At 36.0% G+C, this 15,320-nt stretch carries 12 protein-coding genes; 11 read left to right on the forward strand and 1 reads right to left on the reverse strand.

Translation table 11 applies throughout. The features are described 5' to 3' along the window. The first annotated feature begins 510 nt into the window (after positions 1-510). Positions 511-1,782 (forward strand): hypothetical protein, encoded by a 1,272-nt coding sequence (locus QP953_RS24425; protein ID WP_052597562.1) that lies wholly within the window; start codon positions 511-513, stop codon positions 1,780-1,782. 175 nt (positions 1,783-1,957) lie between these two features. On the opposite strand, the gene QP953_RS24430 is transcribed toward QP953_RS24425, so the two are convergent. Then, a complete protein-coding gene (locus QP953_RS24430) occupies positions 1,958-2,917 on the reverse strand; it encodes a DUF898 family protein (protein ID WP_309553231.1) in 960 nt (319 codons plus the stop codon). Positions 2,918-3,465: 548 nt separating this feature from the next. Here QP953_RS24430 and QP953_RS24435 point away from each other — a divergent pair. From QP953_RS24435 to QP953_RS24480, 10 genes are all read left to right on the forward strand, one after another. Beyond that, positions 3,466-4,836 (forward strand): sterol desaturase family protein, encoded by a 1,371-nt coding sequence (locus tag QP953_RS24435; RefSeq protein WP_309553232.1) that lies wholly within the window; start codon positions 3,466-3,468, stop codon positions 4,834-4,836. 16 nt (positions 4,837-4,852) lie between these two features. After that, on the forward strand, positions 4,853-5,269 hold the full coding sequence (locus QP953_RS24440) for a hypothetical protein (protein WP_309553233.1): 417 nt from the start codon (positions 4,853-4,855) through the stop codon (positions 5,267-5,269). 200 nt (positions 5,270-5,469) lie between these two features. Next, positions 5,470-6,819, forward strand: a complete 1,350-nt coding sequence (gene tilS / locus QP953_RS24445; RefSeq protein WP_052597568.1) for a tRNA lysidine(34) synthetase TilS — start codon at positions 5,470-5,472, stop codon at positions 6,817-6,819. Between the two features lie 23 nt (positions 6,820-6,842). Beyond that, the gene (gene rfaD / locus QP953_RS24450; RefSeq protein WP_309553234.1) at positions 6,843-7,808 is read left to right on the forward strand and encodes an ADP-glyceromanno-heptose 6-epimerase; all 966 of its coding nucleotides are present in this window, start codon (positions 6,843-6,845) and stop codon (positions 7,806-7,808) included. A 151-nt stretch (positions 7,809-7,959) separates the two neighbouring features. Next, the gene (locus tag QP953_RS24455) at positions 7,960-9,249 is read left to right on the forward strand and encodes a folylpolyglutamate synthase/dihydrofolate synthase family protein (RefSeq protein ID WP_309553235.1); all 1,290 of its coding nucleotides are present in this window, start codon (positions 7,960-7,962) and stop codon (positions 9,247-9,249) included. A 426-nt stretch (positions 9,250-9,675) separates the two neighbouring features. Beyond that, positions 9,676-12,165 carry a DUF5686 and carboxypeptidase regulatory-like domain-containing protein gene (locus QP953_RS24460; RefSeq protein WP_309553236.1) on the forward strand — a complete coding sequence of 830 codons (2,490 nt, stop codon included), beginning with the start codon at positions 9,676-9,678 and terminating at the stop codon, positions 12,163-12,165. A 109-nt stretch (positions 12,166-12,274) separates the two neighbouring features. Next, positions 12,275-13,816 (forward strand): YfcC family protein, encoded by a 1,542-nt coding sequence (locus QP953_RS24465; protein ID WP_309553237.1) that lies wholly within the window; start codon positions 12,275-12,277, stop codon positions 13,814-13,816. Positions 13,817-13,828: 12 nt separating this feature from the next. Next, positions 13,829-14,107, forward strand: coding sequence for a hypothetical protein (locus QP953_RS24470; RefSeq protein WP_309553238.1), 279 nt, complete (start codon positions 13,829-13,831; stop codon positions 14,105-14,107). Continuing rightward, entirely contained in the window at positions 14,104-14,808 is a 705-nt protein-coding gene (locus QP953_RS24475) for an HAD family hydrolase (protein ID WP_052597574.1), read from the forward strand. Before QP953_RS24470 ends, QP953_RS24475 begins: the two co-directional genes overlap by 4 nt. Positions 14,809-14,821: 13 nt before the next feature. Continuing rightward, positions 14,822-15,319, forward strand: coding sequence for a nucleoside 2-deoxyribosyltransferase domain-containing protein (locus tag QP953_RS24480; protein WP_081909563.1), 498 nt, complete (start codon positions 14,822-14,824; stop codon positions 15,317-15,319). Position 15,320: the final 1 nt, after the last annotated feature.

The following is a 15,320-nucleotide window of genomic DNA, read 5'->3' on the forward strand; positions in this document are numbered from 1 at the left end:
TCGTTCCTTCAAAACTGGACGATTGGTTGGTGGATAATGTCCCAAAAATATAGAATTTCAAAAGAAAAGAAACGAATCGCTCTGGTTTTATTCAACTTCATGAAAGCTTAACAATTTTTTAATTAGGTCTAAAATTTAACTCCAATGCAGTTTTTAACATTCTTCTAGTGATTTTTTTGTACTTTTATTTATCATCATTATCCCCCTTATCCAAATTTGGAACAATTATTAAGATTCTAAGTTGCTACAAACTTAAAACAAATTATTATTTAGTTGAAGCACGCGTTGTTGCTCTATTTATTATAGAAAAACAATATACATCATTGGTATTTGTAGTACAATAGTTCGTTTAAAAACTTTATTAGTTTGAAAATCAATAAGTTACACCTTTACAGTATTTTGTGTTAAAATTTTGATTATCAAACTAATATAAATGTGCTTTTTTATCTTTTTGGTAAAAAAGTAAAAAATCAACGAACTACTATGTAGTAGTAACCAAATCATAATTTAATGAGATACTTTTACCTTCTTCTTTTTATCTATATCGTACCCCTTTCTTCTATTCAAGCTCAATATTTATTGAGTCCAGAAGAATTATCACAAACGCAAACTTATACCTCTTTAGATGAAGCGATTGCTAATCCTGATTTTGTCTATGTATTGGACCTTAGGTCGCAGCGTTTGACAGAATTAAAGGATATTCACAAATTAACAAAACTGCAAATATTATATTTGGATGGAAATGAATTGACAACCCTTCCTGAAGGAATTGGCAAGTGTTTAAATTTGCAAATTTTGCAGGCTAACAAAAATCAACTAGAATCGCTGCCAAAGAGTTTTAGCAAATTAAAAAACTTGGAAGAAGTTTACCTCCAATACAATAATATCCAAGCACTTCCGAGAGGAATGGAACGAATGGTCAACCTCAAGCTATTGGATATTCGTGATAACAAATTTGCTGCATTGCCTGAGGTTTTAACAACACTTCCTGAATTACAAATTTTGGAAGTTGCTTATAATAGCATTCAAAATTTGCCCGAAAATATTGGTGCTCTGTCGACTATGTGGAAGCTCAATTTTAGTGGCAATCCAATTAAAAACTTACCGTCTAGTTTTCAAATGTTGTCCAATTTAGAGGAGCTTTATATGGGGCACACAGGACTGCAAGTAACACAATGCATCCCGGTATTTATCAATTTGAACAAATTGTTTACTTTAGAACTTGGGGGGCTCAACTTAGAGCGCTTGCCTGCTGATTTTGCGCAAATAAGCAGTCTCAAAAAACTGGATTTGAGTCTTGCTCAAATGTCAGAGTTGCCTAATGCGATTACGCAACATAGTAGTTTGGAGGAGTTGATCTTGGACAAAACTTCAATCACTAGTTTGCCTGACAATATCCACCATATGGCTGGTCTCAAACGTCTGTACATCAAAGAAGGCCAACTAACAACCCTACCAGAAAGTTTCGGGCAATTGCCTAACTTAGAGCTTCTAAAAATAGAGTACAATCAATTGCAAAGCCTGCCTCAAAGTATTGGCAACCTAAAGCACCTTCAAGGATTGCACCTTCAAAACAATCAACTAACTACTTTGCCCGAAAGTATTGGGAATCTAAATAACTTGAGTTTATTAGAAATACCTTCCAACAAAGTCAGTTCCATTCCTGAAAGCATTCATAAATTAGCTAATTTGACGGGACTTTATTTATTTAATAACCCCATTTCAACTTCCCATATTGCAGAGATTCGAGCTTGGCTTCCCAATACAGATGTTCAATTTTAAAATACTATACTAACAAACCAAGCTTGTGCTTCCATGAGCGTAGCGAATAATAATCAACTACCACACAGTAGCAGCACAGCTAACTCCTATTCTATAGCTTCTAATAAAAAACGATTCTAAGTTTGTTGCCTAGAATCGCTTTCATCATATCTTCTTATGTACTTATTACAAGCATTTAACTCAAAGCTGCTTCTATTACACCTCCTAACTCTTCGCCTAGTGCATCGTTATAAGCAGGTTCTGTGTCTACTAGTTTTTCGACATTAAAATTACCATTGATACTTATATTACTATAAACAAAACGAAGGGTACGAACAATCGCCCAAGGAAAACCAATTCCTAAGGTAAATACCACTAACAATGCATTGGTGAACATATGCCCGAACAAAGCTCCACCAGTTAATTCAGAAGTAAACTCAATCTCTTCTTCCTCGTGTCTTGCTGAGGTCTGGTTCACTAGATAGTTAAAAATATCTTTGTTGTACCAGAAAAAATAGATCCCTAAGGTGCAAATGGTCAAAACAATGCCTTTTAAGTGCATGACAAAATAGGTCAACCCATCTCCATCATACTCAAATTCAATGTTTCCAAAACGAGTATTGCCAACAATATACTTTCGGAGTGATTGAGCGTACCATGCCCCATAAATTCCTAAGGTAAATACAGTCATAAAATATCCTATAATAAATTTGCGTATAAATACCCCCAAATTACCTCGGTATCCCCAATGCACACCATTCCATGAAGTTCTAGATGTTTGATAACGCATAGAACCATGTATGGCATACGGAAAGGCGCACAGAAAAAAGGCTACTGAAAGAAGCCCCCCTATGATTGCTCCATATAATCCAAACAACATTGTTAAAAGCTGCACACTAATACCAAACAAAAGAACAATCCCTACTGACTTGATAAATCCAATAAACATTTCTTTCCCTGTTCCATGAAAGACAAAAGGTTCTCCTTCTAATTCTGTTTCGCTATGTATATATCGAGTCATCTTTGCCTTTGCCCAAGGATAATACAATCCGATTGTAATTGCAATTAGAAACATATTGACAATATAAATGCCTAATAATTTTCCGCCATTCCCTTTAAAAGAAAAGGAAATTGATCTTGGTTCATCTAAAATCATAATTTTAATTCTTGAGTGTTTATAAATTGTTTTGGTCTCTTTTTCAAGGAGAAAGCAGCGGTTCTAACGATAAACGGAATTATATTTAATTTTACCATAAGTCTGCATTTATAGGACATACGAGTCAAAATAGAGTGCTAAAATCGCAAAAAAAAGACCTGAAAAATCCCTAAAACAAGGGCTTTTAGAGCATTTTTTAGACATTATTTTGGGATGTTAAATTTTATAGTTTCCTTTTGAAACTTCGCAAGTATCGATAGGCACTGATTTATGAATTAAATAAATATAATTTCAAATGTCGTTAGTTTCGCTAAGGAGAAAGATAACAAAACTAATTTTAATTTATTTTAAAAGCAAATAAAATATAATTTTTTTGATAAAAAAAAATCACAAATAAACAAATAAGTTACACTTTATAATCTTTTGCTTTCCAAAGGCGTATAAAAATACTTTCTTCTCAAATGTGTTTGTTTGTTACTCTTTTTTTTAGTATACTCAAAAGTTATAAAGTTGAACAACCATTTTTCCCCTATTTAATAAACATTGTCATGATAAGAACTTCACATATCTTATGGACTATTTTCTTATCCATACTCATGACCGTCTACTGTCTTACAGACTTTGGTCAAACTGCAAACCTTTCCAAAACAGCTAAAAACATCTACAGTCTATTAACCCCCTTGGCTGTTGGACTGGTCATTCTAGAGTTAATCTATTGCTGGTTGGCTCGCAAATCATATTTTACATTTCAAGAGTCTATTGCTAATTTTTGTACGGCAATGGGCAATCAAAGTACCAACGTACTTGTTGCCGTAGCCGTTTATTTTTCTTATGGTTATCTTTGGGAACAGTTTCATTGGTTCGACATCTCAATGGATGCAGCACACTGGTACAACTGGCTATTGTTACTACTAGGCATTGATTTTATTTTTTATTGGGTACATCGCTGGGGGCATGAAATCAATATCATGTGGGCAGCTCATTCTCCCCATCATTCTGCCGAAGAAATGAACTTGATGGTTGGTCTACGTGCTAGCATTACTCAACGTCTTATGTCCTTCTTCTTTTTTTGGCCCTTAACGATCATTGGTTTTGAGCCTTTTGATATTTATATGATGACAGGCATTCATTTATTCATAGGTTATTGGCATCATACAGAAGTGCTACCAAAGTTTTGGCGGTGGGTTGAATTTATTTTTAATACCCCTTCTCATCACAGAGTCCATCATGGAGTCAATTTTAAATATCTAGATAAGAACTATGCAGAGTTCCTAATTATTTGGGATCGGCTTTTTGGCACTTTTGAAGAGGAAACAGACAAGGTTGTCTATGGGATGTATAATGGCCCAAAATCGTGGAACCCAATCAAGATTAATTTTCATTACTATATAATCCTTTGGAACAAAGCTTTGGCGGCTCCTTATTGGTGGGACAAAATACGTCTTTGGTTCATGCCTTTGACTTGGCAGCCTAGAGGCTTGCCTCCCTATGTTCCCAATCAAGAAATCACTTTAAAAAATCAAGTTCGTTACCAATCAGTAATGTTTAGCCATTCAAAAATATATCTTATTCTGCATACTCTAATTGGGCTCATCATCATGCTATTCATCATCAACAGTCATTCACCTTGGACTACTTTTGAGCGCTGGATAGGCGCTGCCTTTTTATGGCATACCATTGTTAATCTAAGTGGTATTTTAGAATCTAAATCATGGTTGTTTACCTCTGAGCTTATTCGACTCATCTTCGTCCCTATTGGCATCATTTTATTTAATGATTGGTATAGGGAACCTTTCTATTTAATCCTTACCTTTGGTATAGCCACGCTATCTGCTTTCTGGACTACAACCTATTTTAAACCTATTCAAATGACACAAATTAACCCAATACTAACGGAACCGCACTCAACAATTCATTGATCAAGTTATCTAAATCATGCTAGATGAAACCATTCCTTTTAGAATTAGACAAATTATAGCTTCTAATGACGCTACCAATAACTTTTTGGCGCTAACACTTCTACGTTCGCAATTAGGCTTTAATTTTATAAAAGCATTTGAGCAATTACAAATTGTAGATCAGCAGGATTTTAGCATTTGGGGTGTTAGTCAATATCAAGTTTCCATCTTAGAATATGATGTTTTATTTTTAGCGGAACATCAATGGGATGACTTGTCTGAAGCCCCTTATCTATCCATTGAACGAAAAGTTAAACAGCAAGAAACTACTCTGGAAGCTTACCAGAAAACATTTACGATTCCCTTTTTTGAAAGTGAAAACGAGCGAGATATTTACGAAGCGTTGATCGATCTTCCCAACTTGGGAGAAGGCTTAGAAAAACTATTTTTTTGATCAACAACAACTCAATAAAAACATACACTATTAGTAATCAACACCGTCAACTTTTAAATTATAAAATTGCTCTATATCAAAAATCAAAAATGGTGCAGCAATGTTTTTTTGATTTTCTATAAAAAGAAGAAAAATCTACCAAGTATTAGGCTATCTTAGCGAATTAATATCAATAATCGCCATTTATAAAAACAAGCCGTATGTTGTCCACCTTTATTACTTATGTTCAACAACAAGAATTATTTCGACTGTCTAGAGATCGTATTTTGATTGCAGTTAGTGGTGGCATTGACTCAATTGCTTTGGTCCAACTGTGTAAAAAAGCAGGTGTTAAATTTGGTATAGCCCACTGTAATTTTCAACTAAGAGCTGACGAATCTGAGGCGGATGCACTGTTTGTAGAGCAATTGGCTCAACAGCTTGAAGTGTCATTTCACAGTGTCCGTTTTGAAACTAAAAAAGAGGCTGCACATACCAAAAAAAGTATTCAAGTTACCGCTAGAGATTTGCGTTACAAATGGCTTGAAAATATTCGAGTTCAATACGACTATCAATACATTGCTGTAGGGCATCATATTAATGATTCTATTGAAACTTTACTCCTCAACTTAACTATGGGTTGTGGTATTCGTGGTTTGCATGGTATTTTGCCTAAAAATGGATACCTTATTCGCCCACTACTATCTAGCACTCGTGCAGATATTGAAACGTACGTTCAAAAAAATCAATTTCAATACAGGGAGGACAGTTCTAACAGTAGTACAAAATACACTAGAAATGCTTTGCGACATTTGGTCGTGCCACAGCTTCAGCGAATCAATCCCAATTTAGAACAAACCTTTGAAGAAAATTTCATCCGTTTCAGAGAGACCGAAGCATTGTATGATTATGCCATTCAACAATTAAAAAAAGAACATACAACTCAAAAAGGAACTAGCCTTTGGATTGATATTGCGGGGATTACCCAAGCTCCCTCTCCTATTAGCTTGCTTTATGAGATTTTGCGTCCCTATCATTTCAAAGCCTCCAAAATTCAATACATCTTTCATAGAAAAGAAGAAGAATCTGGTGCTCTATATACTAGCAAAACTCATCAATTATTGAGAGATCGTACCCATTGGATTGTGAGTCCTATTGCTCATGACAAAACAGCATTGCACACCTTAGCCCCTTTTGATACTTCTCAAGGCATCCTAAATATTGCAGATATAAGCTTACAATGGGAAATTTCAAACCAAAAAATTAACTTAAAAACAACTCCACAAACTGTTTATTTGGATATGGATGTCCTACATTTCCCACTGCATTTGAGGCATTGGAAAGATGGAGATATTTTTTATCCATTAGGTATGCGAGGTAAAAAGAAAAAATTGAGCAAATTTTTTAAAGATATTAAAATGAATCGTTTTGATAAAGATGCAACTTGGTTGTTGTGCGATGCGAATGATACTATTCTTTGGGTGCTTGGGCAACGAGCAGACGAACGCTTTAAAGTTTTAGAAACGACTCAAAGAGTTTTAAAATTAGAAGCCAAGCCCTCTAACATCTAATAATAAATTAAACCTTGTAGATTATGATTGTAATAACAGGAGCCGCAGGATTCATTGGCAGTTGCTTATTAACGCACTTAAATAAAAAGCCGAGCAAAGACTTCGTCGTTGTGGATCAATTTGATCGAGCTGATAAAAATAAAAACTTAGCCAATGCACAATATTTGTATAAAATTGATCGGCAAGATTTTTTGCCTTGGTTCTCAGAACATGCTACAGAGATAGAATTGGTGTTACACCTAGGGGCACGAACAGATACTACCGAAAAAAATGTGGCTATTTTTGATCAACTGAATCTGAATTATAGTAAGTCTATTACCAAAATCTGCACGCAACATCAAATTCCATTAATTTATGCTTCTAGCGCGGCAACTTATGGTCTAGGAGAACAAGGCTATAACGACCAAACTCACCCAAGTGCCTTGACACCACTCAATCCTTATGGAGATTCAAAAAATGATTTTGACAATTGGTTGCTCAATCAAGAAGAACAACCACCTTTTTGGGCTGGTCTTAAATTTTTTAATGTCTATGGTCCTAATGAATACCACAAAGGGCGTATGGCATCGGTTATTTTTCACGCATTTAACCAAATCCAACAAACCAACCAGATGAAACTCTTCCGCTCACATCGTCCAGATTTTAAAGATGGAGAACAAAGCAGAGACTTTATATATATCAAAGATCTATTGTCTATTATTGACTTTTTGATGCATCATTCTGTTGCCTCTGGTTTATACAATGTGGGCACAGGAACTGCTCGCACCTTTTACGACTTAGCCAAACATACTTTTTTAGCAATGGGCAAAACGCCCGACATTAGCTTTATAGATACACCACAAGATATCCGAGGCAATTATCAATATTTTACAGAAGCAGATATGTCGAAATTGCGCTCTGCTGGTTATCAAAAAGATTTCTATAGTTTAGAAGAAGGCATTCAAGATTATGTTGAAAATTATTTGATGAAAGGTGTATATTATCAATAGGTGGGGCATTGTTATTTTTTATGTTAATAACACAAGGAGTTCTTTATCTAATAAACTTTACAACAGGTAATCTTGTTTGTTATAATAGGCTATTGGTAAAGTTGTTTAAAATTGCGTTTTTGTCTATTGACTTTTTTACGATTACTACATTATGAATTATCAAGAAACAATACAATGGCTTTTCAGCCAACTACCTATGTTCCAACGGGTAGGCAATCAAGCATTCAAAAAGGATTTAAAAAACATCACTGCTTTATGTGAGTACTTGGGACAACCACAAAATCAATTTAAAAGTATCCATATCGCTGGAACCAATGGAAAAGGTTCGACAGCACATATTTTAGCAGCTATTCTACAAACCGCAGGTTACAAAGTAGGATTGTACACCTCTCCTCATTATAGAGATTTTCGGGAGCGGATCAAAATTAATGGTTCGTATATCTCGGAGCAATCTGTTGTTGATTTTGTTGCCAATAATCAAGCAATATTTGAGCAAATTCAACCCTCCTTTTTCGAAATGACTGTGGCAATGGCTTTTGACTACTTTCATCAAGAACGAGTAGACATTGCCATTATTGAAACAGGCTTGGGAGGGCGACTTGACTCAACAAATATTCTTACTCCTCTGCTCTCGATTATCACCAATATAGGAATGGATCACGAAGCCATGCTAGGCAATACACTGGCGTTAATTGCTGGAGAAAAGGCTGGAATCATCAAGCCTAATGTTCCTGTTTTGATAGGAGAAACACATATTGAAACGGCTCCTGTCTTTGTCGAAAAAGCAGTACAAGAAAATGCAGCAATTATTTTTGTCGATGAAGTGGTAGAAGCTCAATTGATCGAAAAAGATTATCAAAAAGCAATCTATACCGTTACAAGCGAGCCTTATAACCTCAACTTTCACGAACTTATTTTTGATTTAACAGGTGCTTATCAGATTCACAATCTAAAAACAGCTTTATTAGCAACCTTCTTTTTATTAAAAGAAAATTTCAATATTACTCCTGCTCATATTCGAGCCGCTTGTGCAGATGTACAAAACATCAGTCATTTGTTGGGTCGATGGCAAGTTTTGTCTGAATTTCCATTGACAATATGCGACTCTGGACACAATGGGCACGGCTTGCAGTACACACTTCAAGCTTTGAAAGAATTAAACAAAGAGCAAATTCATTTTGTATTTGGAACTGTTAATGATAAAGATTTAAGTAAGGTATTTCCGCTCTTACCCAAAGACGCTATTTATTACTTTTGTAAGGCGGATATACCAAGAGGATTGGATGCGCACACTCTTCAACAATTTGCAGAAGCTTATGGTTTGAATGGAGAGGCTTATGTTTCTGTTCAAGAAGCCTTTGAGGTAGCACAGGCACAGGCTAGCGACGATGATTGTGTGTTTGTTGGAGGTAGTATTTTTGTTGTTGGCGAAGTGGTTTAATCTAGTATTATTATAATACAAAATAACACAGCATACACTTAAACCTTAATAATCAACCAACTCTACATTGGCCATCACAAAGAAATGTTTATACAACAAATCAATGTATAAAATTTACAATGATTTCTTTGTTGCAAAGTTATCCAATTACTCCTCTTCCTCAAGACTATGTTTAGCAAGTACTTAGTTTGCTAAACATAGTCTATTAATTAAATATTCTCATCTAACCTACTTCTGTCCTACCATTTGCCCTGCAACAATAAAAACCTCATAACATAGGAAAAATAAAGTATAAAGAACGGCTCTTTTTTGTTATTCGACGTTAAATTCAGTACAAAACCCCAACTTATTCATTAGTATTCTTATTTTAGTTAGTCTGACTACTCGTCTTGAGTTCCCATTTTTTAACTACTTGAAATAAGATTCATGAAACACCTATTGTCCTTTGTCCTTTATTGCCTAGTTGTGACAACAACTTTTGCAGCACACATTCGTGGAAAATTGACGGATGCAAAAGGAGACGTCCTTCCATTTGCCAGCATCTATGTTAGAGGAACTTCCACAGGAACAACTAGCAATATTGATGGTTTATACGACTTGGTGTTGGAAGAAGGAACTTATGAAATTGTTTTTCAATATGTTGGTTATGAGTCTAAAACAGAAACGGTTGTTATCGAAAAAGCAGATATTACATTAGATATTGTCTTAAACCCAATTGCCAATAATATTCAGGAAGTTGTTGTAACGGCTGGTGAAGATCCTGCTTATCGAATCATCCGAAAAGCAATAAAAAAACGTAAATTTTATCTCAATCAAGTAAAACAATATAGCTGTGAGACCTATGTAAAAGGCACTCAACACATTCGAAATTTGCCAAAAACATTTATGGGGCAATCCTTGGATATGCTTCGGGAAGGTTTGGATTCTACGGGTACGGGAATTATCTATCTCTCTGAATCCGTTTCCAAATTGCATTACAAAGATGGTGCATTCAAGGAAATCATGTCCTCTTCCAAGGTAAGCGGCAATGACAATGGGTTTAGTTTCAATTCTGGGGCAGCAATGGCGAGCATGTCTTTTTATGAAAATTCCTTTGAATTGGGCGATACTGAAATTCTATCTCCCATTGCAAATGGTGCTTTGGGGGCTTACAAATATCGCTTAGAGACTTCTTTTTATGATAATGAAGGGCATTTGGTTTATAAAATTGAGGTGATTCCTAAAAATAAATTGGGAGCGGTATTTAGTGGTTATATTTATATCGTAGATGAAGATTGGGCTATTCACAGTACCGATTTATTCACGACAGGCAAAGCCGTCAACATCTCCGTTTTAGATACCGTTTATTTCAAACAAACCCATATTAAACTAAATAATGAAACGTGGCGTCTTTTTTCACAAGACATTAAATTCACCCTTCGTTTTTTAATTATTGCGACTAGAGGGAATTTTGTAGGCGTTTTTAGGAATTATGACTTAACCCCTTCTTTTGATCCCAAATTCTTTAATGCCGAAATTTTTAAAGTAGAAGATTTAGCCAATAAAAAAATCAATGCCTTTTGGGATTCCATTCGTCCAGTTCCTTTGTCGGTAGAAGAAGCTACGGATTATCACGTCAAGGATAGTGTCGAAAAAGTAACCCAAACGAAGGCTTATAAAGATTCTATTGATCGAATTGCCAATCGCCCTAAACTGTTAGACTTGTTGGGGGGCTACACCTTTCAAAATTCTTATCGAAACTACAAACTAACGTTTCTTTCTCCTATCAATACCTTGCATTTTAATACGGTTCAAGGACAAATCATAGGTTTGGGCGTCGAATTTAGAAAAGAAATCAATGAAGAAAAGCGGCAGTGGTTTCGATTACATGCCGAAGGGGAATATTCTTTTGATGACAATCAATTTAGGGGCATGGGCTTTTTTCAAATCCGTTTTAATGCCATTGATAATGCTTTTCTCCATGTAGAGGGTGGTCGTATGAAAAGACAATTTAACCCTAGCAAACCTATTCCTGATATTGTCAATACCTATTATACCTTACTACTAAAACTCAATTACATGAAACTCTATGACGAGTATTATGGTCGAGTTTTTTATTCTCAACAGGTTGTCAATGGGCTATTGCTTAGAGGAGGCATCAAATACGCTCACCGAATAGCCCTGACCAATACAGCAGAAGGCAACTGGGTGCCCAAAAACACCAATCGTTTTTTTTCAAATAACCCTACTGATCTAGGACATCCTAGAACCATAAAAGATGCTCCTAGCTTTTTAGCGCACAATCATTTAGAAATTTCCCTCGCCTTGCGCATCCGTTTTGGACAAAAATACATCTCTTACCCCAACCGTCGATTCTACACCGAATCAAAATTTCCAGATATTTGGATTCGATACAAAAGAGGCATCCCAATATTAGGCGGTGGCACCAACTATGATTACTTAGAATTAAAAGTAGAAAAAGACAACATCAAAATTGGTACCGTAGGTTTATTGAGTTTCAAAGCAACAGGTGGATGGTTTCCTTATAAGCCCAAACTTTACTTCATGGATTTTCAGCATTTTAATGGAAACCAAACCATTATTGCTAAAACTAGTGAATATTTAAGTACCTTTCAGTTATTACCCTATTACGAATACAGCACTAGTTCAGCCTTTGGTATGCTACACGTACAACACGATTTTAATGGCTTTATTTGGAATAAAATACCAGGTCTCAAAGCACTTGGTTTTGAATTTGTAACAGGTTATCACCTGCTATACACACCAGAAAAAGGAGAATACATGGAGTTTAACCTTGGTTTGGATAGAATTGGATGGAATTTGTTTCGTTTTCTGCGTGTCGACTTTGTTATGGGGTATAAAGTAGGCGAACCACTGCGCTATGGAGGTGTCATTGGTTTAACGCTTTCCTTGTAATCAATAATACTTTAAGGACTTTTCTACAAAAAAATTCTCAAAGTAGTGAACCCATATATCACCTAATCATTCTAAAGTTATTAGCTAACCTAAGTGAATCTAAAGAAATATGCACCAACCATTAGATGAAAAAGAAAAAAAATCTTCTTTCAGCTTTCCCACTGCCCATACGGTTTTATTGATTATTGCGGCCTTAGTCGCCTTGTCTACTTGGCTAATTCCTGCTGGAAAATACGATAAACTAGAATACAAAGCTGCTACCGAAAACACAGCAGCTCTATTCATTCATCACGCACAAGATGGCGATCGAGAACTTCCAGGCACTCAAGCCACCTTAGATGCTTTAGGTATGAAAATAGATATTCAAAAGTTTGAGAATGGGGATATTTGGAAGGCAGTAGGGATACCGGGAACGTACCATCAAGTAGAAGCGAATCCACAAGGAATCGTAGACTTCATTCAGTCTCCTCTAAAAGGAATCAAGGACGCTATTGAAGTTATTTTGTTTGTCTTAATTATTGGTGGTTTTATAGGTATTGTTAACCATACAGGTGCTTTTGATGCGGGAGTTGCTCGATTAGCAAATCGCTTAAAAGGACGAGAAACTTGGTTGATTATCATTATTTCTTCTTTGATCGCCGTAGGAGGAACGACTTTTGGTTTGGCAGAAGAAACCATTGCTTTTTATCCTATATTAGTTCCCGTTTTTTTAGCCGCTCGATACGATGCTATGGTTGCTTTGGCGACCATTTATATAGGTTCCTCCATGGGAACAATGGCCTCTACGGTTAACCCATTTAGTGCCATCATTGCTTCTAATTCGGCAGGTATTAGTTGGACGAGTGGACTTTATGGGCGTTTGTTAATGTTGATTTTAGGAATGGGCATTTGCCTTTGGTATATTATCCGTTATGCCGAAAAAGTGCGAAAAGAGCCAAATTCTTCCTTAATTTATGATCAAAAGGAATCTATTGAGGCGCAATTTATGAATACCAATCTGGATAAAGAACACCAATTCACCTTATCCATACAATTGGTACTCCTTTTATTTTTGCTCTCCTTTGTTGTCATGATTATTGGTGTCTCTCAGTTAGGTTGGTGGTTTATGGAAATGACAACGGTCTTTTTTGTGGGCGCTATTCTAATTGGTGTAGTCGCCGGAATAAAGGAAAAAGAATTTGTGCAAGAATTTGTCAAAGGTGCCAATGACTTGTTAAATGTGGCGCTAATTATAGGAATAGCAAGAGGTGTTACCTTCTTAATGGACGAAGGATTGATTAGTGATACCTTACTTTACTACGCTTCTGGTGCAGTAGAAGGCATACCTAAAGCTTTATTTGCCAATGTTATGTTGTTCATTTACGCTGGTTTATCCTTCTTTATTCCTTCTTCTTCAGGAATGGCTGTATTGTCAATGCCTGTTATGGCACCATTAGCAGATGTTGTCGGTGCACCTCGTGAAATTGTCGTGGACGCTTATCAATACGGAATGGGCTTGATGGCATTTATCACCCCTACAGGCTTAATTTTAGCTTCTTTAACAATGGTAAACGTCACCTATGACAAATGGATAAAATTTGTAACGCCACTTCTGGTTATTTTAACCCTCTTTTCAATGATCTACTTAACAATATCTGTTTATCTTTTTTAATTATTTACTAAAATGTCTTCTATACTAGATGAGCCTACTGCCTCTAATCCATACCATTATAAACCTTGTTATAATTGCCAAAAGACAGACTATACCAAAGTAAAATCAACTTGGTGGGGCGGTCTTTTAGGACCTCAATTGTTAAATCATGTAAAATGCAACTCTTGTGGCAAGACTTATAATGGCAAAACCGGTCAATCTAACCACAAAAACATTTGGCTCTATTCTGGAGCTATTTTAACAGTTACTATTATCCTCATTTTCGGACTTTCATTTTTAGGATTATTATGAAAAAAACAAAGCTCGCCATCTTTGACATTGATGGCACACTAACCCAAACCAACGAAATTGATCACGTTTGTTATATAGATACCGTTCAAAAATTCATTACCAAGCAATTTGACACATTTGACGGAAGCATGTTCAAACATTTTACAGATAGTTCTATACTCATTGAGCTTTATGAGCATTTTCACCAACGTGTCCCAAGCCAATCAGAGGAAGTAGATTTTAAAAAATATTACTTTGAAGCCTTAAATAATTCGTTGCATACCAATCCTCATTACTTTCAAGCTATAGAAGGAGCCCCCGAAATTCTACATGCTTTTTCAGACGAATGGGCAGTCGCTCTAGCAACAGGTTGCTGGGTTGAATCTGCAGAAATAAAACTCAAGGGCGGAGGTGTTGATATTAGCAATTATCCCCTAGCAACAGCTAGCGATGCAATTACTCGACAAGAGGTGATGTTAACGGCTGTTGAGCGTGCCAAAACCTTGCATCAAGTGGAGGATTTTGAACACATTGTTTACATTGGTGATGGCTTGTGGGATAAACATAGTTGTGCTTCCTTGAAGATGCCTTTTGTAGGAATTGATGCAGAAAATCACGCCTTGCAAACTGGCGTATTAGGCGATTTTCATTTATTGGCGAACTATACGGATGCTGAACGTGTTTTTGAATTATTAGAACAAGCTACGCCTCCTAATTTATAATTTGTATTTTATCATGCACCACAACACTATTTTCCCGCCGCATTATCCTAAAATAGACACACAAGTGCCTGTTATTTTTTTAGCAGGTCCAATTCAAGGGGCGCCTGCTTGGCATTCAGAAGCTATTGATTATTTGCAAAGACAAGCCTCTAATACATTCGTTGCTTCTCCCAAAAAAGCTTATCTTGATAAAGACTTTGTTTATGAGCAACAAGTTGATTGGGAAAGTTACTTTTTGAAAAGAGCGGCAACCTGTGGCTGTATTTTATTTTGGTTAGCAAAAGAAAAAGAACATTTCTCAGAACGTGCCTATGCTCAAACGTCTCGATTTGAACTTGGAGAATGGGCAGCAAAACAAGCTGCACTCAATTGTAATCTAGTGGTTGGTATTGAGGAGGGCTTTAGTGGTGCTCGATACATTCGCAGGCGTTTGCAACAACAAAATCCAGCTGTTTTGATTGCGAGTGATTTAAAAGAGACTTGTAATCATGCTTTAAAACTACTTCGGTAGT

Origin of the sequence: Aureispira sp. CCB-E (genome assembly GCF_031326345.1) — a bacterium.
Taxonomy (GTDB): Bacteria; Bacteroidota; Bacteroidia; order Chitinophagales; family Saprospiraceae; genus Aureispira.

Coding starts and splice junctions, on each gene's coding strand:
- QP953_RS24425 (WP_052597562.1), top strand. CDS start 511: ATGAGATACTTTTACCTTCTTCTTTTTATCTATATCGTACCCCTTTCT.
- QP953_RS24430 (WP_309553231.1), bottom strand. CDS start 2,917: ATGATTTTAGATGAACCAAGATCAATTTCCTTTTCTTTTAAAGGGAAT.
- QP953_RS24435 (WP_309553232.1), top strand. CDS start 3,466: ATGATAAGAACTTCACATATCTTATGGACTATTTTCTTATCCATACTC.
- QP953_RS24440 (WP_309553233.1), top strand. CDS start 4,853: ATGCTAGATGAAACCATTCCTTTTAGAATTAGACAAATTATAGCTTCT.
- tilS (WP_052597568.1), top strand. CDS start 5,470: ATGTTGTCCACCTTTATTACTTATGTTCAACAACAAGAATTATTTCGA.
- rfaD (WP_309553234.1), top strand. CDS start 6,843: ATGATTGTAATAACAGGAGCCGCAGGATTCATTGGCAGTTGCTTATTA.
- QP953_RS24455 (WP_309553235.1), top strand. CDS start 7,960: ATGAATTATCAAGAAACAATACAATGGCTTTTCAGCCAACTACCTATG.
- QP953_RS24460 (WP_309553236.1), top strand. CDS start 9,676: ATGAAACACCTATTGTCCTTTGTCCTTTATTGCCTAGTTGTGACAACA.
- QP953_RS24465 (WP_309553237.1), top strand. CDS start 12,275: ATGCACCAACCATTAGATGAAAAAGAAAAAAAATCTTCTTTCAGCTTT.
- QP953_RS24470 (WP_309553238.1), top strand. CDS start 13,829: ATGTCTTCTATACTAGATGAGCCTACTGCCTCTAATCCATACCATTAT.
- QP953_RS24475 (WP_052597574.1), top strand. CDS start 14,104: ATGAAAAAAACAAAGCTCGCCATCTTTGACATTGATGGCACACTAACC.
- QP953_RS24480 (WP_081909563.1), top strand. CDS start 14,822: ATGCACCACAACACTATTTTCCCGCCGCATTATCCTAAAATAGACACA.